12 protein-coding genes are annotated in these 18,316 nt (G+C 51.9%); 5 read left to right on the forward strand and 7 right to left on the reverse strand.

Translation table 11 applies throughout. From position 1 onward, the window contains the following. Positions 1-50: 50 nt before the first annotated feature. Genes ACTJJS_RS10565 through ACTJJS_RS10575 form a run of 3 tightly spaced genes read left to right on the forward strand, consistent with a single transcriptional unit; the run spans position 51 to position 5,966 of the window. The gene (locus tag ACTJJS_RS10565) at positions 51-1,253 is read left to right on the forward strand and encodes a WG repeat-containing protein (RefSeq protein WP_440663646.1); all 1,203 of its coding nucleotides are present in this window, start codon (positions 51-53) and stop codon (positions 1,251-1,253) included. A 22-nt stretch (positions 1,254-1,275) separates the two neighbouring features. Continuing rightward, positions 1,276-3,567, forward strand: a complete 2,292-nt coding sequence (locus ACTJJS_RS10570) for a WG repeat-containing protein (RefSeq protein WP_440663647.1) — start codon at positions 1,276-1,278, stop codon at positions 3,565-3,567. After that, on the forward strand, positions 3,564-5,966 hold the full coding sequence (locus tag ACTJJS_RS10575; protein ID WP_440663648.1) for a WG repeat-containing protein: 2,403 nt from the start codon (positions 3,564-3,566) through the stop codon (positions 5,964-5,966). Before ACTJJS_RS10570 ends, ACTJJS_RS10575 begins: the two co-directional genes overlap by 4 nt. Positions 5,967-6,068: 102 nt before the next feature. Here ACTJJS_RS10575 and ACTJJS_RS10580 read toward each other — a convergent pair whose 3' ends face one another. From ACTJJS_RS10580 to ACTJJS_RS10595, 4 genes are all read right to left on the reverse strand, one after another. Then, positions 6,069-7,577 (reverse strand): SusD/RagB family nutrient-binding outer membrane lipoprotein, encoded by a 1,509-nt coding sequence (locus ACTJJS_RS10580; protein WP_440663649.1) that lies wholly within the window; start codon positions 7,575-7,577, stop codon positions 6,069-6,071. 17 nt (positions 7,578-7,594) lie between these two features. Further along, positions 7,595-11,173, reverse strand: a complete 3,579-nt coding sequence (locus ACTJJS_RS10585) for a SusC/RagA family TonB-linked outer membrane protein (RefSeq protein ID WP_440663650.1) — start codon at positions 11,171-11,173, stop codon at positions 7,595-7,597. 99 nt (positions 11,174-11,272) lie between these two features. Next, a complete protein-coding gene (locus ACTJJS_RS10590; protein ID WP_440663651.1) occupies positions 11,273-12,454 on the reverse strand; it encodes a FecR family protein in 1,182 nt (393 codons plus the stop codon). 79 nt (positions 12,455-12,533) lie between these two features. Beyond that, entirely contained in the window at positions 12,534-13,064 is a 531-nt protein-coding gene (locus ACTJJS_RS10595; protein ID WP_440663652.1) for an RNA polymerase sigma-70 factor, read from the reverse strand. A 154-nt stretch (positions 13,065-13,218) separates the two neighbouring features. Between ACTJJS_RS10595 and ACTJJS_RS10600 the strand changes: the two genes are divergently transcribed. After that, positions 13,219-14,043 (forward strand): alpha/beta hydrolase, encoded by an 825-nt coding sequence (locus ACTJJS_RS10600; RefSeq protein ID WP_440663653.1) that lies wholly within the window; start codon positions 13,219-13,221, stop codon positions 14,041-14,043. On the opposite strand, the gene ACTJJS_RS10605 is transcribed toward ACTJJS_RS10600, so the two are convergent. After that, a complete protein-coding gene (locus tag ACTJJS_RS10605; RefSeq protein ID WP_440663654.1) occupies positions 14,033-14,698 on the reverse strand; it encodes a hypothetical protein in 666 nt (221 codons plus the stop codon). The genes ACTJJS_RS10600 and ACTJJS_RS10605 overlap by 11 nt on opposite strands. 190 nt (positions 14,699-14,888) lie before the next feature. Next, on the reverse strand, positions 14,889-15,104 hold the full coding sequence (locus tag ACTJJS_RS10610) for a hypothetical protein (RefSeq protein ID WP_168872909.1): 216 nt from the start codon (positions 15,102-15,104) through the stop codon (positions 14,889-14,891). A 119-nt stretch (positions 15,105-15,223) separates the two neighbouring features. Between ACTJJS_RS10610 and ACTJJS_RS10615 the strand changes: the two genes are divergently transcribed. Continuing rightward, on the forward strand, positions 15,224-17,104 hold the full coding sequence (locus ACTJJS_RS10615) for a M1 family metallopeptidase (protein WP_440663655.1): 1,881 nt from the start codon (positions 15,224-15,226) through the stop codon (positions 17,102-17,104). Here ACTJJS_RS10615 and ACTJJS_RS10620 read toward each other — a convergent pair whose 3' ends face one another. Next, positions 17,105-18,301: an alpha/beta hydrolase family protein gene (locus tag ACTJJS_RS10620; protein ID WP_440663656.1), complete on the reverse strand. Its 1,197-nt coding sequence runs from the start codon at positions 18,299-18,301 to the stop codon at positions 17,105-17,107. It abuts the gene before it with no gap. Positions 18,302-18,316 lie beyond the last annotated feature (15 nt).

The following is an 18,316-nucleotide window of genomic DNA, read 5'->3' on the forward strand; positions in this document are numbered from 1 at the left end:
ATCCCTAAAGTTTGTCATCTTTGTGCCTGTTTTAACCACACCCTGACAGGATGAAGAACATCGTTTTATTGATTGCATGTTGTCTGTTTGCCAAAGCAGCTGTTGCCCAACAACCTCTTATTGCCTTTGTTCCCGATAAAGATATCCGTGATATCGGCCTGTTTACAGAAGGCCTTGCCTGGGCGCTGACGCCCGACGGAAACTATGGTTATATAGATACCACCGGTAAAATGGTCATCAGGCCGCAATTCCGGGAAGCCGGCACCTTCCGCGAAGGATTGGCCATCGTAGGCCAGTCAGTGAACGGGACTATCCGCTATGGGTACGTCAACCGGCAGGGGCGTCTGGTGGTGCCCTGCCAGTATGAAGATGCCTACGACTTCTCTTGCGGACGGGCAGCCGTCAGAAAAAATGATGTATGGGAGTATATCGACCGCCAGGGGAAAACGGCCCTGGGCCCTGCGTTTATCCGTATAGACTCCATCATCGATAAAACCTACGGCGGTGCCTATACCGAAATAAAAGCCCGGCCGCTTTCATTTCATAACGGCCGTCTGCTGGTACGAAAAGGAAAACTGTACGGCTTTGTGGATACTGCCGGTCATTGGGTGATTCCCCCTGCCTATGCGTGGGCCCGTGAGTTTTCTGATGGTGTGGCCGTGGTAACCGGAAAGGAAATACAGCAGGACAGTATGCCGGGCAATAGTGAGCTGGCGCAGTTATACAATAAATTACCCGCCGGGCGACCGGAATATACCACCCTGGTCATCGACAGTGCCGGTAAACCGCTCTTCACCACAGCGGTAAAGGGGCTGGAAGAATTTGTTGACGGGGCGGCCCTCTTTTACCAGGACGATAAATGGGGGCTGATGGATAAAAAAGGAAATTTCCTGATAGCGCCCACCTTTGCTGACCAGCCTTACCCTGTCTCCTGCGGTGTATTTTTTACTCAGGTGAATGGTAACGCGGAGGGTAACCGTGACGGCTATCTGCAGATATACAATACCACCGGGCAATCCACCGGCAAAACACCGCTCTGCAATGCCGAAGGCCATTGTATATATGACTCCCATCGTGCTTTCTTTGCTGGCCTGATGGCGGTACAGGTGGAAGATAAATGGGGCTTTGTAGACACCACCGGAAAAATGGTGATACCTCCGGTCTATAAAAAAATATCGGATTTTGCCGAAAGTCATGCGGCCGTGAAAACCGCAGACGGAACCCTGCAGGTACTGCGTAACCCTGTTAAATAATGATCAGAAACCCATCGATGATATGAAGCAAAAAACATTTGTCGCCCGGTTCACCGGAAGCCTGCTCTTGTTGACCAGCACCGCTTTTGCGCAGGCGCCGCAAACAGCCGGTTACCTTGACCACTTTGAGGGGGAATTTGCCAAAATACTGGTCAATGGCCACCAGCAATTGCTGCACCGCAGCGGTAAAGTAGTGGTGGACAAACTGGAACAGGTCAGCTACTACCAGATCGCATCGGTAGTGAAGAACGGCGCTTATGGCGCCATCAACCGGAAGGGTGATATCGTTGCCCCGTTCCGTTACGATGCCGTGCGCGTGTTGGGTGAAAATAAAAAAGACAGTCCGGAAGAAAATTACTGCCTGGTCACCGTTAAACAGCAGGGTAAGATGGGAGCGGTGGACAGCCTGGGCAATGTGTTATGCCAGGCGGAATACAGTGCTATTGATGTCCTGACCTCCAAGGTATTCAGCATAAAGAAAAACGGGTTATATGGCTGGTGCGATATGAAATCCGGCAAAGTGTTGCAGGAGCCGAAGTACGAAGAGGTATCTCCCGCGTATGTGCCGGAACATGCCATCCTGGTAAAATCACAAGGCAAATTCGGACTGGCACTGGAAGACGGCACGGTGCTGGTGCCGCCAAAGTACGAGCGTTTTATCGGTTGGAACAATGGCGGGCAGCTGTTCAGCTATTATGCTCCCAGCGGAAAATGCGGCCTGATGGACCGTCAGGGAAAAGTGCTGACGCCTGCCGTGTATGACGATATCGCGGAAGGCCCTTCTGACAAACTGGTGGCAGTAACGCAGCAGGGTAAGATTGGCCTGCTGGAAGTGGCCACCGGCAAACTTACAGTGCCGTTACAGTATTCAAAGGTGTCCCGCATGGGGCCACTCTTCCAGGTATGGAAAGGAAACCTCTGCGGCCTGACGGATACGACCGGCAAAGAAGTGATTCCTGCCGTCCATACGGAAATCCGCCTGTACGACAGCAAAGGTAGCAGTGTTTTGGGCGCATTGCCGTCACCATTAAGCTATGTGCCGCCTTACTATATGGTGGCGAAAAAAGGCGATGCAGCTGCTTTTTATGACGTGTCAGGCAAACAATTGATGCCCTACGAATACAGCGATATCGGCCCGCTGTCAATTAATGGTAAAGTATATGTAGTACCGGTAAAGGATACTCTGTGCGGTCTGGCGGATTTTTCCGGTAAGCTGCTGATGCCCGTGCAGTTTGCGGGGCTGGCAGTAGGCTATAGCACCAGCAATTACGATGATGATGCAGCCGGTGCGGAGAAACCTCACTTCATTGGCGTGATGAAAGGCGAAAAAACAGGGATGTTCAATATCGCTACAGGCCAGATGGCGGTGCCGGCAAAGTATACCAGCATCCGGTGGCAGAACGCGGAGATGCTCCGGCTTGAACAAGGCGACAGCGCCTGTATCGCTGACAAGACAGGCAAAATTATCCGCCCGTTGACCCCATACGGCGCCTTCGATGCAGTAAGCCCTGACCTCATCGTGGAAAGACGTTATACCAATGATGTTGGCGAGACGCTGCTGATCAATAAAGAAGGAAAGATATTGTATCAAAATAAATCCTGGGAGTTCGCTGCATCTTCCTACAACCGCCTGCTGGTGCCGGACTCCAACAAAACAAGGCCCATACAGTTCAACAACGGTCTGCTGAAGGTAAAGGCAGGCAGCCGGGAAAACCAGTTTGTGGACACCACCGGAAAATTGGTCGTCTTTGATCAGTACACATACGTAGGTGATTTCTGCAATGGACTGGCGGTAGCTGTCAACCAGGAAAAACGCGCAGGTATTATCGATATCAACAAAAAAGAAGTATATCCGTTGGAGTTAGATGACATGGAAAGTGCGGATAATGAACTGGTAAAAATGAAAAAAGGCGATAAAGCAGGACTGTTACGCAAAGATGGTACGGTGTTCCTGCCGCTGACGTATGAAGACATCGACCGGATTTATGATACTGCGCTCTACATTGTGACCCGCAATGGCAAAAAAGGCGTGTTGAATGGGGAAGGAAAAGAACTACTGCCGGCGGTGTACGAGGAGGTCCGCTATAACAAAGACACGCGGTTTTTTGATGTGACCAAAGACGGCAAAGCAGGTATGGTAGCGGCAGACGGCACTGCCATCATTCCGCCGGTGTATGATGACCTGGAACAGAACCAGGACTGGGGCACGAACTCCCGGTTCCCGGTGCTGGTAAAACAGGGTGAATGGTATTTGTATCTGGATGAACAGGGAAAACCTTTGCCCTGGCGTTCTAAAAAGAAGAAAGGGTTATGATCAATAAAAAAGCATGGACGGGCCTGATTGGCCTGCTGCTGGCCACACATACGCTGGTGGCACAGCAAGGCTCAGTTTTCATCAACGGGTTCGCCCGTATAGCCACAAAGGAAAAGAGTTGGTATATTGATACGACCGGTCAGAAAGTCTTTGATAAGATAGAAGCGGTCTATCACCCGGTAGACAGTGTTTCTGAGCAAAACATCTTTGCCAATAACGATTGCAGCATGGCCATTGTAAGCAGCAACGGCAAGAAAGGGCTGGTCAACGAAAAAGGGCAGTGGGTGCTGAAACCCGAATACGACAAGCTGGAAGTGGCTTTCAATGTTTACCTCGCCCTATATAAACAGGGAAAGATGACCTATGCGGACACCTGGGGCAAACTACTGCTGCCGCTGCAGTTTGAAAAGGCAGGCATACTGGACGATGACCGCTATGATGTAAAACAAAACGGAAAATGGGGCATATACGATGTGAAGCAGCGGCAGCTGACAATTCCGGCGGTATACGACGAAATTGACTACTGTGGCGGCTGCGGGAGCAAAAGTGATTATCTCTATGCAAAGAAAAACGGCAAGTGGGGAATCATCAGCGCAGCCAATGAAGTGCTGGTGCCATTTGCTTTTGAGCACAGTCATTCCATGATGCGCAGCGATGAGTGGGTATGCAGCTTCAAACAGAACGGTAAAGACGTGGTGGTGAACATCCCCCAAAAAAAAGTATATGGGGCGCCGTTATACAGCCAGATGGAAGTGATCGGCAACGGTATGCTGAAACTGAAGAAAGGCGGCCGCTTTGGACTGATCAATCGTAACGGGCAACAGGTGCTCGATTTTGTATATGACGATATTGCTGATCCGTACGGAGACTATGCCACCGGGCCTTATCTCACGGTCCGCAAAGGGGATAAAACCGGCATCGTCAATACTGACGGACGTATCATCATTGAGCCCGTGCTGGACGAAGAAGTGTCCTGCACGGATGACTACATTATTGCAGCGCGCAACGGCATGTACAATGTGTTTGACAGCACCGGCAAACCCATGCTGCCAGAAGATTATAACGATATCGAACCGCTGAAGGTCTCCGGTGGCGCCACCCTTTTCGCCCTGAAACAAAAAGCGTTGTATGGCTTTTTTAACCCGGCAAACGGAAAGGTGATCGCCCCGGCATTTCATGAGGTGGACCGGATCACCTCCGGCAGGGACAAAGGACTGATACAGGTCGTTTACCAGGAAAAACCGGGACTGTACAATGCAGATGGTACGCTGCTGCTGCCGGTAAAGTACGATGCCTGTGAGCGGCTGACAGACCGGCTTCTGGCTGTCAAAACCGGCAATGGCACCGGTGTTTTCGATATCGGTAATCAACAGGAAATCATTCCGGCCAAATTCAAATACATCAATCCCATAGCACCAGACAGTACGCTGTTGAGCGTTACCGCGGAAAACGAATCCGGCGACCTGGTGTATGGCCTGTATAGTTTAGCGGGTAAAGAACTGGTGCCGCCTGTATATACTTCTGTCGGTCCGCTGAATAAGGACCAGTACCTGCTGATGAAAGACAGGGAAACGGCGGTATTCTCGCTGGCCACAGGCAAAATCACTGCCCTGCCATATAAGGATATTGCCCAGGCCCGCGTGGCCAATACGCTCATCGTGTCGGACGGCCGTAGTTCCTGGCTCTGGGATGTGCGCACTGGTAAACCGGTTTCAGCACCTTTCCCAATGGTGAGGAAATACCAGGATGATACTACGCTATCATGCGCTATCGGTGAGTTTGGCTTTGGCGTGGCGTCTGTCACAAAAAACGGTAAAATGGGCGTCATCAATGCAATTGGACAGGAAGTGGTGCCGGCCATTTACGATGGCGTGTCGATATTGCAACAGGGCGTTATACTCCTGGCAAAACAAAATGGCTATGCCTGGAAATATGGCTACGCCGATACAACTGGTAAGCTACTGGTGCCCCTCGAATATGATTATAACGTACACGGTTATATTTACGATTACGAAGACAGTACCTATTTGCCCTTATATAAATCTGAAGACAACTACACCCGTACCTATAGCAAAGGAATGGCTGATCGTGATGGTAAAGTTTTGGTACCGGCCCTTTATGACAGAGTGTTCGTTGGTAGAAACAACACCGGTTTCCTGGTATACAAAGAGGCGCGTTTTACCATACTGGATGCTGCCGGTAAAGCCGTGACAGCAGAGCAGTTCAAAGAGGTGATGTTGCCGCCGGCCGATAATCCGTACGCGGAATCAGCGGTACTCACTTACCCTTTGTTATGCAAAAGAAATGATCGGTATGTATACCTGCTGCGAAACGGAAAAACACTGCCGCTGGAAATAACGGGAGTGGTGCCGTTTAATCCGGATGCGGACGTGTGGTAACACGCAGAATATCATAAAAGCGAAACCGCCGTGCTGTTGAAAGCACGGCGGTTTCGCTTTGTAGCCCAAGGCTCCCGGGATTCCCGGGGCTGAAGCCCTGGGTTACTTTTTATCCCACCATACTTTAGAGAGATAGGTATCGCCTTTAGACAGTCCTTTCACTGCCTGTTGATAGTTGTCTGTGTTCAGCAATGTTTCCAGCGAAGAATATACTGCCCTGCGCGGAATAGTACCATTGGTAGAGCCCTGATTGGGGCCGGGCGTAAGCACAGGGTAGCCGGTGCGGCGCCATTCGGCATATGCTTCGTAATCGCGGCCGAACAGCTGTATCCATTTCTGGGTCATGATTTTCTCCAGCTGTTGTTCGGGGGTGAGACCGGCGAAAGAGAATTCAGCATCGATATACGCCTGCGGTATAGCAGTGATATTATACGGCTGCATGGCCATGGCTGCCTTAATACCGTCCTGGTAGAATTTTTCTGCATCGGCAGGTGCTGCGCCCCAGCCCATCAGTGCGGCTTCTGCTTTAAAGAAACAGACGTCCGCGTAGGTGAACACATAACAGGGAATGGGCGTAGCCAGTGTTCTGTTAAAATAGGTAGTGGTAGATGCTGTAGAGTAATCGTCTTTGATGATACCTGCCAGCAATGCATCTGTGAGTGCTACGCCAATACCACGGTATACCGGTGTGCCGCTGTTTTTTGAATTCACCGTAGGCGCTGCGATGAAAGGCAGCCGCGGATCTTTTTTATTGTTCAGCGTATTAACGAAAGCGCTGGCGAGGTAACGCAGATCGGGGCTGCCGCTGATAAACTGTGCCAGGATGGGATGGGCGTTGGTGGTCTGTGCATCGTTGAACGTAGGTACGGTAGCGTTATCTTTATTGTCGGTGAACAACGGTCCGCCCATAGCTTCCCGAACAGTCTTTTCAGCCAGTTGCGGCGATGCGTATTTGAGGCGCATGCCTAAACGCAGTTTGAGTGAGTTGCCGAATTTTTTCCAGTTATCGACATTGCCTTTGTAGTAGAAGTCGGCGTTGCCATAGGAGGCGTCGCTGCTGTTCAGTTTGGCTATGGCTGCGTCCAGATCGGTGATCAGTTGTTTATAGATAGCTTCCTGGCTATCATAAACCGGTTTGTTGTTCACATTGCCGGCGTCTTCTGTGGTGTGCGAAAAAGGCACGTCGCCAAAGAGGTCGGTCAGCCGTTGCCATACATAGATCTCCACGATGCGGGCGATGGCCAGTTTGGTACGGCCGGTGGGGTCGTCTTCCTTGCCTTTAAGCGCCTGGTTGCGTATCTGGCCGAGATTGCGCAGCAGCGTGTAATGGTTCGCCCACATATTGTTATCAGGTTGTTGTATATACCGGGAGGTGGGTGCTACCAGGCCACCGGCCCAATACTGTACCCAGGAGCCGACTTGTATATTGGCTGTTTCGGTACCTTCTGCAAAGGCGGCGTCTTTCTGTACTTTGGAGAGCAGGATGGCCGCATCTATATTGGTGACAGAGGTGGGCGGTGTGTTCAGCTCGTTGAAGTTCTTGGTGCAGCTGCCGAGGGAAAGGCTTCCCAGCAGCAGGGCGGCATATATGGAACGGTTACGTGTTTTCATCTCTTTTCTTTTTTTGATTATAAATCCAGGCTCAGGTTGATGCCAAAGTTCCGCATCATGGGCAGCGCGGTAGATTCCAGGCCCAGGGAGGAGTTGTTGACGTTGAAGCCGGATGCTTCGGGGGAGAAACCATCTGTTTTACGCTGGAAGTAGAACAGGTTGCGGCCATAAATACCGATGCCGGCACGTTTGATGATTTTGCCGGTGAACAGCCGGGCGGGCAGCTGATAGCTCAGGCTTATTTCCCGCATCGCGATGTAGCTGGCATCGTTCATCATCTCTTCAGACACTACGTTTTCTTTGTCGCTGGCTACTACGTTCCAGTAGTCCTGTGCTTTTACGGCCATTGTATTGGCTTTACCGGTGCTTACCCAGTTGCCGTTGTTGTCTTTGGCGGCGATCATGCCGCTGGCCACATAACTGCCGTCGCGGCCGGCGAGCGTCTTTTTAGTGGTGCCATAGATCAGTTCTTCCCGGTTACTTTGGGAGTAAACCATACCGCCCTGGCGGATGTCTATCAGTGTGCCGAGGGTAAAGCCTTTATAACGGAAAGTATTGGAGAAACCGCCGGTCCAGTCGGGGAGCGCGTTACCCAGTTCTGTCAGCTGGCGGCCCTGTGTACGCAGCGGCAACCCGGTAGCGGGGTCTATCAGGCGGTTGCCGTTTTCATCTTTCAGCCAGGCGAAGCCGGTGCCGATCATGGTGCCGAAAGGCTTTCCGGGAGCGGCTATCACGTTGATGCCCCTGTCGCTGCCGAGCACAAAGGTTTCTACGCCGGCGGTAAGGGACACCACTTCGTTGCGGTTACGGGAGAAATTGAAGGCGCTTTCCCAGGTGAAGCCGTTGGCCAGTTTCAGCGGAGTGCCGTTGATAGACACTTCGATGCCGCGGTTGCGGATTTCACCGGCGTTGATGCGGCGTGCTTCAAACTTGCTGGACGGCGGGAGCGGCACGTCCAGGATCTGATTTTTCGTAGCGGCGTTATAGTAAGTAAAGCTGATGCCTAAACGATTATTCAGCAACCGTAGGTCTGTGCCGAATTCCACGGAGGTGGTCAGCTCGTTTTTCAGGTTAGGGTCAGGGATCACTGAGGTAAAATAGCCCAGCGGCTGACCGCCATGGGTGAACTGATCGAGGCTGTAGGTACCGGTCAACTGGTAAGGGTTGCCGGAGCTGCCTGCCTGTGCTACTGAGCCGCGGAGCTTCCAGTAGGTGAGCACATTGCTTTTCAGGTTGAGCATGTCGGTCATGATCACACTGGTGCTCACGGAAGGATAGAAGAATGAATTGTTTTTCGCGGACAGGGTAGAAGACCAATCGTTGCGGGCGGAGAAATCGAGGAACCAGTAGTCGCGGAAGGACAGCTGGCCGAAGCCATACACGGAGTTGATTTCAGATTCCTGGAGATCAAAAAGGTAGGAATTGGTCAGTGTGTTATTGATCACATGCAGGTCCGGTACAATGAATTCTTTGCCGGTGTTGCCGGTCATGCGGTAGAATTTTTTCTGATGGCTGCTGCCGGCGTTGAGGCCCAGCGTAAAGTCTTTGTTGAGTGGCAGGTTGGCATTGAGCAACACGTCGTAGTTGTCTTCCCTTACCCGCAGCACTCTTTCTTCGATATCTCCGTTTCTGTTTTGGCTTTGATAGGTGCCTTTGGCGCGGTAGCGCAGGCGTTGTTCGGTGTAAAAATCGGTACCGCCGCGGGCTGTGAGTTTCAGCCATTTGGTGAAGTCGTACGACAGGCGGAGCATGCCCAGCACACGGTCGCGCTGATCGGCGTTGTAAGTTTTATGGATGGTCCAGTAAGGATTGGCGGTGGAACTGTTGGTGGCATAGGTTTTTTCCAGTCCGGGCGTAACGCCGCTGTAGCCGAGCTGTTTGGCCACATCTGCCGCTGTCCAGGCGTAGTCTGCGAGGATAGACATAGGCATGCTGCGTGGCTGGCTGATGAACAGATAAGCGGGGTTATCGGATGCATCGGAGAGGGTAGGCCTGTTTTTTCCTTTTTGGTTGATGTAGTTCATTTTAGCATCCAGTTGCAGCTTCGGTGTGATGGATGCCTGCGCGCGGAGGGTAAACGTATTACGGTCCAGCGTATTGGAAGGCACATAGCCGTCTACGTGCGTATTGGAGTAGGAAAAACGGTAGTTGACTTTATCATTGCCGCCTTCGGCGCTGATATTATTGACGAGTTGTTTTTCCAGGTTAAAGAATTGTTTGTAGGTATTGGGTTGAGGAGTGAGGCTGAGGATATTGCCCCACTGGTCTTCATATTGCTGGCCTTCCATTTTAGGGCCCCAGCTGCTGCGGGCGATACGGTCGCGGCCAGCGCTCATTTTGGGCATTCCTTTCAGGCCTTGTGCTTTAGCCTGTTCCATGGTGTATATCTTGCCATCGGTAGCGCGGAAGTGGGTGAAATCACCATTGAGGCCCTGGCCGTATTCATCCTGGAAATCGGGCGTCACCAGTGGATGGCCGATAGAGTAGTCACTGCTGAATTTGATGCCGATGCCTTTGCGCGAGCTGCCGGACTTGGTGGTGATAAGCACCACGCCGTTGCTACCCCGTTGGCCGTACAAGGCGGCGGCGTTGGGGCCTTTCAGGATGGAGATGCTTTCGATATCGTCCTGGTTGATATTGGAGATGCCATCGCCATAGTCTACACCGCCGGTGCTGCCGGCTGCGCCGATGTTCTGGTTGTCGAGTGGCACGCCGTCCACCACGTACAGCGGCTGGCTGTTGCCCTGCAGGGAGTTGTTGCCGCGGATAACGATTTTGGAAGAACCGCCAGCGCCGGAGGCGGGGCGGCTTACCTGTACGCCGGCCACTTTACCGGAGAGGGCATTGGCCACATTCACTTCTTTTCCTTCGGAAAGATCAGCGCCTTTTAGTTCCGCCACGGTATAACCGAGCGATTTACTTTCCCTTTTGATGCCTAACGCGGTCACCACTACTTCTGACAGACCTTTGGGGCCTTCGCTCATCTTCACGTTCAGCTGGGTGCTGCCATTGGGTTCGAGGCGTTGTTTGCTGTAACCGATGAAAGAAAACAGCAGGGCTTTGGCGCCGGCGGGCAGCTGTATGCTGTATCTGCCGGTGCCATCGGTCACGGTGCCTTTGGTGGAGCCTTCTACGGTAACGGTCACACCGGGCAGCGGCACATCTTTTTCATCGGTCACTTTACCGGTGATGAGGGTGTCTGCTGCGAGGTGGGAGGCGGGCTGCTTTACCGGCGCTTCTTTCAGGGAGATGGTACGGTCAATGATCTTGTAGGCAAGCGGTTGCCCGGCGAGGCATTGGTCCATCACGGTGGTGATGTCTGCATCTTTTACCTGTACGTTGACTTTACCGGTTTTTTTCAGCAGCTCGTTGTTATACAGGAAATAGTAGCCTGTCTGTTGACGGATGGCGGCAAACACCTGTTCCAGCGGCGCCTGCTGCATGGAAAGTGTGATCTTTTGCGCATAGCCGGTGGCCGATACGCTCAGCGCGGCCAGCAACAGCAGTAGGGCGGTCAGGTGCGCCGCCGCACGGATTTTTACAGGCAAAGGGAATAGCATGCCCCGCCGGCAGGCGGAAATAAATCTTTTCATCATCAGTTTGAATTTTAGATTAATAGCGGTTATGTCCCGTTAATTTTGGCATTTCAGTGTTCTTCATTACAGGTATTGTTAATTCGCGTGTACTCGTTTACGTTATAGGCCTACGCTGACTTTACGGCCCCGGATATCAAAATGGGCGCCGCTTACATAATTCAGCATCTCCAGTACTTGTGACAGTCTTGCCTGCCTGCTGATGTTGCCGCTGATTTTTCCGGTGGGCAGGGGGCCTTTGAAGTCCAGCTCCAGGTCGTACCAGCGGGCCACCTGCTCCATGATGTCGCGGAGATCATCGTCTTTAAAATAAAAGATGCCTTCTTTCCAGGCTATGGCTTTTTCGGTATCGGCATAGGTGATGGACACCTGCTCGTGCTGTACACGGGCCTGCTGGCCGGGTACAAGCTGCCAGGACCGTTTGCTGGGCAACTGTACTTTAACGGCCCCGCTGACCAGTGTGGTGTTGACGGTATGGTCATAGGCCCCGATATTGAAGCTGGTCCCCAGTACCAGCACGTCCACGCCGTTGACAGTCACTTTAAAAGGCTGACGGGCATTGGCTGCCACTTCAAAATATCCTTCGCCGGTAAGGGCCACTTTCCGCTCTGTTCCGTTGAAATGAACGGGGAAAGTGAGGGAGGACGCGGCATTAAGCCATACTTTGGTGCCGTCTTCCAGCGTCAGCTGGTATTGCCCGGCCCTGTTGGTGGTCAGCGTATTGTATAAGCTGGTGGTGGCGCTGTCGTTGGCATCTGTATAAACAAGACTGCCATTGCCCCGTTGAATAGTGGTGCCATCGGCTTCGGTGATGGTCTGGCTGCCCTTGCCGCCCAAGGTCACTGTTTTGCCGTTGCCCAGTTGTAATACGGCCTGGTTGCCGCCGGGCAGCACGTCGTTACGGAAAGTGTGCGATTGGTCTGCTACAATCCGGGCATCCCTGCTGTTTTCCGGCCGGGAGTACAACCATACAATGCCGGTGACCACGGCGGCAGCGGCGGCGGTCCATGCGGCCAGTTTTATCCATACCGGCCTGCGGACAGGCGGCGGCGTGGAAATGCGGGCCTGCACGGCCTCCCAGTCGGCCTGTACGTCTATCGTTTCCTGGAAGGCAATACCGGCGGCCAGTTGCTCCGGGTCTTGCAGGTCACGGAACAACGCTTCGTGACGCGGATCTGCCGCCAGCCATATTTGCAGCTGTTGCTGTTCGGCGCTGGTGGCTTCTCCGCGCAGGCAACGCAATATCAGCGCGGCTTGGTCAAAAGTATCGTGATGTTGGTCCATTTGGTCGTTTCCATGATAAAGAAACGTTACCTCAAAAAAGGGGTGACAAACACAGAAAGTTTTTTTTCAAAAGAAAGAATTAAAGGAAAAGCAGGCTGTAAATTTCAGGGTTCAGCCGTTGCCGTAGCAGGTGAAGGCCCCGCTTCTTCTGCGTTTTGACGGTATTGATGCTGATGTTCAGCTGTTGGGCGATCTCCTGGTTTTTCAGGCCTTCTATATAACCAAGGCGGATGATTTCCTGACATGCTTCAGGAAGTGTCTGTAGTACACGATTAATTTCTCCCAGTACCTCAGACCGGATCATGGTCAATACCACGGTGGCGTCATCGGACGGAGGAACAGGCTGCGAAGCGGCAAATTTCTCCACTACTTTTTCATGGCGTAAAAGGTTCAGACAGGCATTGCGGACGGTGGTGTACAGAAAATTCCTGATGGCCACCGGGTGAGGCGCTACCTGCCCGCGTTGTCCCAGGTAGCTGACAAAGGCTTCCTGTGCAATATCACGCGCCTGGTCTTTGTCTCCCGTAAACTGGAAGGCAAAATAACACAGCCGCTGGTAGTAGGCTTTAAAAAGACTGGCTGGCTCCAGTGTATCTGATTGCATAGACATATTCGCTCCCTTTCTGACCTGGTTACTAATATAGTGCGAATTTTGGGCAGTGCCGGCAACAGCACCGCAGTGGTAACATACACATAAAATCGCAAAAAAGATAAACAAATAGCCGTTATCTTCGGGCACGAACAACAAGTTGACCTGTTTTTTTATGAAGAAATTTTTAATCAGCTGCCTGTTACTGGGCAGCATTATAGTGGCAAAGGCCCAGCAAACCCCTTTTGTGCTTGGTGTAACTGATAAAATAACCTCGCGCGAGCTTGGAGAATCCAGAACATTAAATATCTATCTGCCGGAAGGCTACAGTAAAGACACGGCCACCTATCCGGTGGTGTATCTGTTGGATGGATCGGCCAATGAGGACTTTATACATGTGTCGGGCCTGGTGCAGTACCTGACCATGATCCGTTTTATGCCGCCGGTGATATTGGTAGGTATCGCCAATGTGGACCGTAAACGGGACTTCACTTTCCCGACCACGATTGCGGAAGATAAAAAAGCCTATCCCACTACCGGTGGTTCCGCGAAGTTTATCGCTTTCCTGGAGAAAGACCTGCAGCCTTATATTTCGAAGCATTACCGTGTAAGGCCCAACCGTACGCTGGTAGGGCAGTCGCTGGGTGGTTTGCTGGCGGCGGAAGTGCTGTTGCGCCGTCCTTCGCTCTTTGAGCAGTATGCCATCATCAGCCCCAGCTTCTGGTGGAGCAACCAGTCACTGTTGGCGGAAGCGCCGGCACTGTTGCAGGCCAACCTGAAGCAGCCGGTCAGTGTGTACTTGTCCGTAGGAGAAGAAGGCGCTGTGATGAAAAATGACGCTACCCGTTTTGCGGGGATACTGGCGGCGGCCAATCCGCAGCTGATCAACGCAAAGTACGTGCCTATGCCGGCAGAGAACCATCTCACGATACTGCACCGCAGCCTCTATGGCGGGCTGGACACACTGTTCCACAAGATGGTGCCGCCTGCTAAGCAATAATGTAATCTTTCAGTATTACCGGCACATAGCTGTTGTCTACATACAGTACCGGAAAAATACCGTTGCGGTGCTGTATGTAGTCACACGTCGCTTTGTCGAGGATGCTAAAATCAAAAGATTTCAGGTAGATCTGATGCCCGCCTGTGAAGGAAGCGGGCAGGGAGTAAGTCTGCATGTTAACCCCCACCTGCGAAGCGCGCAACAGCCGTACAATAGTTTTGTCATCAGGATTATTAGTGTCAAATGGAATATTGTCCACCCGGTCGGAAATGTTTTGCAGCAGCGCCGTGTCCCAGCGGGTATCGCTGGTGCTGAAGATACCATAGTACAGCTGTTGCTGCTCATTGGATTTGATGATCTTGGCGAGACATACAGGTTTCCGGGAGATGTTTTCCAACACTTGTTGTTTCCCTTTTCCGGAGATGATAACGAAGAGCGCTACTCCGGCTATTGTAATCAGCCCGGCCGTCAGCCCGTAGCCGCTCTGCAGCAGCCTGCCCCCGTTGAGGGCATACAGCGTAAGACTGCCTGCAATAATCAGCAGGGTAGGCAATAACAACGATTTGTTACCAGATGTGAAATGCGCGTAATTCCTTTTCCAGTCGGTTTTTTTTTCAAGATGTTCCAGTTTGGTGACATCATAATGTGCCATCATGGGCGATAGATGTTTTTCATATCAGGTGAATAGTAATCAAGTAAGGTTTCCTATCTAAAATGATCCAGTAATAATTGGGTTAAGCGGCCGGTCGTATCAAGTAATATGTAAAGATAAAGAAAGTCCCGCAGTTGAACATCAACCACGGGACACGAAATTAAAAAATACCTAAAATTAGGGAGATGTCGGGTCAGCTGCCCAATACCACTTTAATGGCTGCGCCCAGTTCCGCTGTTTCAGGCGTTTCATTGTCCGTGTCTTTCTCAAACCAGAAGTCAGCGCCGTCACTGTCTTGTTTCCTCACTAACTGCATGGTCCTGTTGGGCAATGATACCAGGAAACTGTCGGCCGACTCCTGTGAAACGGCCAGCAGCTGTCCGTGATAATCGATATGAAATGTGCTCATGGCTGTCGTTTTATGAAACGAACCACAATCATTATGCCTGTATGCCATCGAGCAGACTGAACAACACCATTTTTTTGGGCCAACTTTTCCTATTTTTAAGGCTGCAACAATTCAGGCTTATGAAAAGATGTTTAAACGTCCTGTTATTACTGGCTGTTACAACGATGGCTGCACAGGCACAACAATTGTACGAACCACGTAACATCAGGAAGGCGTATGAGAATAAAACCCGCTCCCGTAGCGGTAATCCCGGTCCCAACTATTGGCAGAACAAAGGACGGTACGATATTCATCTTACTGTTAATCCTCCTTCTCCGGTGGTATATGGCAGGGAATCCATCACCTATATCAACAACAGTCCGGACGCACTGGAAACGCTTGTGCTCGATCTGATTGGTAATCAACACAAGCCACAATCACCCCGCTCGGGATATGTCAGCAAAGATTACCTGTCTGCCGGTATGGTGATCGACACACTGGTGATCAATGGCAAAACGGTTGCATACAACAATGACAACGGCACTGTAGGCACCGTATCACTGCCATCACCGCTGGCATCGAAAGACAGCCTGCAAATGCATATCAGCTGGCACTATGAACTGTCAGTGGAAAGCGGGCGGGAAGGCATTATCGACAGTACCACCTATTTCCTGGCCTACTATTATCCGCGTGTAGCCGTATACGATGACTACAACGGCTGGAACATGCTGCAACATCTGGGGCGCGCTGAGTTCTACAATGATTTCAGTGACTATACAGTGGCAGTAAAAGTGCCGAAGAATTTTGTGGTATGGGGAACGGGCAACCTGCTGAACGCTGCGGATGTACTGCAACCGGAATATGCGGCCCGGCTGAAAACATCCTACGGCAGCGATGCTGTCATGCACATCGCCACCCGCGAAGAAATGCTGGCCGGAAAAGTGACCCGTCAGCAGGACTGGAATACCTGGAAGTTCAGTTACAACGATATTGTGGACGTAACCCTGGGCCTTAGCAACCACTATGTATGGGACGCTGCCAGCGTGATGGTGGACAGCACCACACGCCGCCGCTCCAGCATACAGGCGGCCTACAATGATACGGCCTACGACTTCCGCCAGTCGGTGGCCTTTGCGCATACGGCTTTGTCATACTTCTCGCATCACTGGCCAGGCGTACCTTATCCTTATCCGGTGATGACTGCCTTCCAGGGATATGCGGACATGGAATACCCGATGATGGTCAACGACGGCTCATTGGGACAGGACCTTGATTTTGCACAACTGCTGCAGGACCACGAAATGGCGCACACCTATTTCCCTTTCTATATGGGCATCAATGAAAGCCGCTATGCTTATATGGATGAAGGATGGGCCACTACGTTCGAATATTTTGTACGCATACACGAAAAAGGAAAAGCCAGCGCGGACGACTTCTACAAAAAGTTCCGCGTGGCCCGTTACATCGGCGACCCGTCCGCAGAAGAAGACCAACCCATCATTACCATGTCCAACCAGGTGACGGGCGACGGTTATTCTGTCAACTCCTACGGTAAGGCCTCACTGTCCTATCTGGCGGTGAAAGACCTGCTGGGAGACGCCCTGTTTCGCAAATGCCTGCACACTTATATGGACAAATGGCATGGAAAACACCCTATTCCATGGGATTTTTTCTATTGCTTCAATGCTGCGGCCGGACAAGACCTCAACTGGTTCTGGCAGAACTGGTTCTTCAGCAATAACTACATCGATCTGAAACTGGAAAGTGTGCTGGCCAAAGGAAAAACAGCCACGCTCAACATCAGCAACGAAGGTGGTTTTGCTATTCCATTTGACGTTGTAGTGAACTATACTGATGGCACCAAATCGACAGTGCATCAGACACCGGCGGTGTGGAAGAAAAATCCGCGTACGCTGCAATTGACGGTACCGGCAAACAAAGCAGTGGCCTCTATCTCGCTGGACGGCAACCTCTTTATGGATGCCACACCGGACAACAACACCTGGAAAAGCAAGCTGTAATTATTTCCTGCGGTACACAACAGGGCACACCACTGAGCTGTAAGTCAGGGAATCTTTACCGGTGATATTAAAAAACAAAGCGGTAGCACCTTCCGGTGCTGCCGCTTTTATTTTTTGTCCGCTGATCATTGCAGGAGCGCTATGCCATTGCCGTTGCTGCCAGTTGGCAGTGTCAGTGGTATAACACAATGCTGCTTTGGCGGCTTCATATCCTGGCGGCAGTGCAATGACCAACTGTCCGTCTTCGGCTGCTGCAAGCGTAAATTTCGGTAGTGCTGCAGTGTCTTTTACAACTTGCCGGGCGAAAGCAAATATCTCCGGCTGTTCCCACTGGTGGCCATGTTTACTGGTGATGGCCAGCGATTGCAGCTGCGGCCCCTGGCCTGTTAAGACCGACTGTTGCCAGATGTCCAGCGGAAAAGCGGGATCGTTGGTGCCCGTTACCCAAAGGACAGGCGCATGGCTGTTCTTCAGGTATACCGACGGGTCCCACTGCTGTTTGTAGGTAGCCAGCTGCCTGGGCGTCATCGCATCAAAATGTATTTTAAAACCGGGAGCGGTGGTCTGATAGAGGTAACCACAGCCATACACCGGAATGGCAAAGGCGAAACGGTCGTCTATCCCGATAACGGCAGACGTGATCACGCCACCCCAGGAAATACCGTGTATGCCTATCCGTTGGGAATCGATCTCCGGGAAGGACCGGAGCAGTGACATCGCTCTGCTCACGTCGGCTACGGCGTGATAGAACCATTGCTCCTCTTTGGCCAGTTCAATGTCGCCGAAGGTGGTTATACGCGGCGGCCCGCCATAGGCATGCGCCGGTCTGTTGGGATGACTGCCGGAAGGCAGATGTCCTTCCAGGTCCATGGCTATGGCGGCGAAACCATGGTCTACCCATGCCTGCACCCATGCGGGAAAGGCAGTGCCGCCGCCGCCATGTACACATATCACGGCGGGCCATCCTCCCGGCGGCGGTGTGCCGGCTGGCGTTTTATAATAGGCGAAAACCCTTGTGGGATTTGATTTGTAAGGAAGGCCTTCATAAAAGAAGGAACGGAAACCGGGTACCTGGCAGGAGTCGGCAGGATAGGTGCGGGGTGTCTCGCGAAGACGGGAAAGGTCCCAGGGAAGCGGACTTTGAGCAGCCACGGAAAGACTGCTCAAAGTCAGTATGCATAACAGGAATTTTCTCATGACACTAAAAATAGT

Origin of the sequence: Chitinophaga sp. 22308 (assembly GCF_052045305.1) — a bacterium.
Classification (GTDB): domain Bacteria; phylum Bacteroidota; class Bacteroidia; order Chitinophagales; family Chitinophagaceae; genus Chitinophaga; species Chitinophaga varians_A.

Bases quoted from the DNA above. Each gene is read 5' to 3' on its own strand.
- ACTJJS_RS10575 (WP_440663648.1), top strand. From the start codon at position 3,564: ATGATCAATAAAAAAGCATGGACGGGCCTGATTGGCCTGCTGCTGGCC.
- ACTJJS_RS10615 (WP_440663655.1), top strand. From the start codon at position 15,224: ATGAAAAGATGTTTAAACGTCCTGTTATTACTGGCTGTTACAACGATG.
- ACTJJS_RS10600 (WP_440663653.1), top strand. From the start codon at position 13,219: ATGAAGAAATTTTTAATCAGCTGCCTGTTACTGGGCAGCATTATAGTG.
- ACTJJS_RS10610 (WP_168872909.1), bottom strand. From the start codon at position 15,104: ATGAGCACATTTCATATCGATTATCACGGACAGCTGCTGGCCGTTTCA.
- ACTJJS_RS10570 (WP_440663647.1), top strand. From the start codon at position 1,276: ATGAAGCAAAAAACATTTGTCGCCCGGTTCACCGGAAGCCTGCTCTTG.
- ACTJJS_RS10590 (WP_440663651.1), bottom strand. From the start codon at position 12,454: ATGGACCAACATCACGATACTTTTGACCAAGCCGCGCTGATATTGCGT.
- ACTJJS_RS10595 (WP_440663652.1), bottom strand. From the start codon at position 13,064: ATGTCTATGCAATCAGATACACTGGAGCCAGCCAGTCTTTTTAAAGCC.
- ACTJJS_RS10585 (WP_440663650.1), bottom strand. From the start codon at position 11,173: ATGATGAAAAGATTTATTTCCGCCTGCCGGCGGGGCATGCTATTCCCT.
- ACTJJS_RS10580 (WP_440663649.1), bottom strand. From the start codon at position 7,577: ATGAAAACACGTAACCGTTCCATATATGCCGCCCTGCTGCTGGGAAGC.
- ACTJJS_RS10605 (WP_440663654.1), bottom strand. From the start codon at position 14,698: ATGATGGCACATTATGATGTCACCAAACTGGAACATCTTGAAAAAAAA.
- ACTJJS_RS10565 (WP_440663646.1), top strand. From the start codon at position 51: ATGAAGAACATCGTTTTATTGATTGCATGTTGTCTGTTTGCCAAAGCA.
- ACTJJS_RS10620 (WP_440663656.1), bottom strand. From the start codon at position 18,301: ATGAGAAAATTCCTGTTATGCATACTGACTTTGAGCAGTCTTTCCGTG.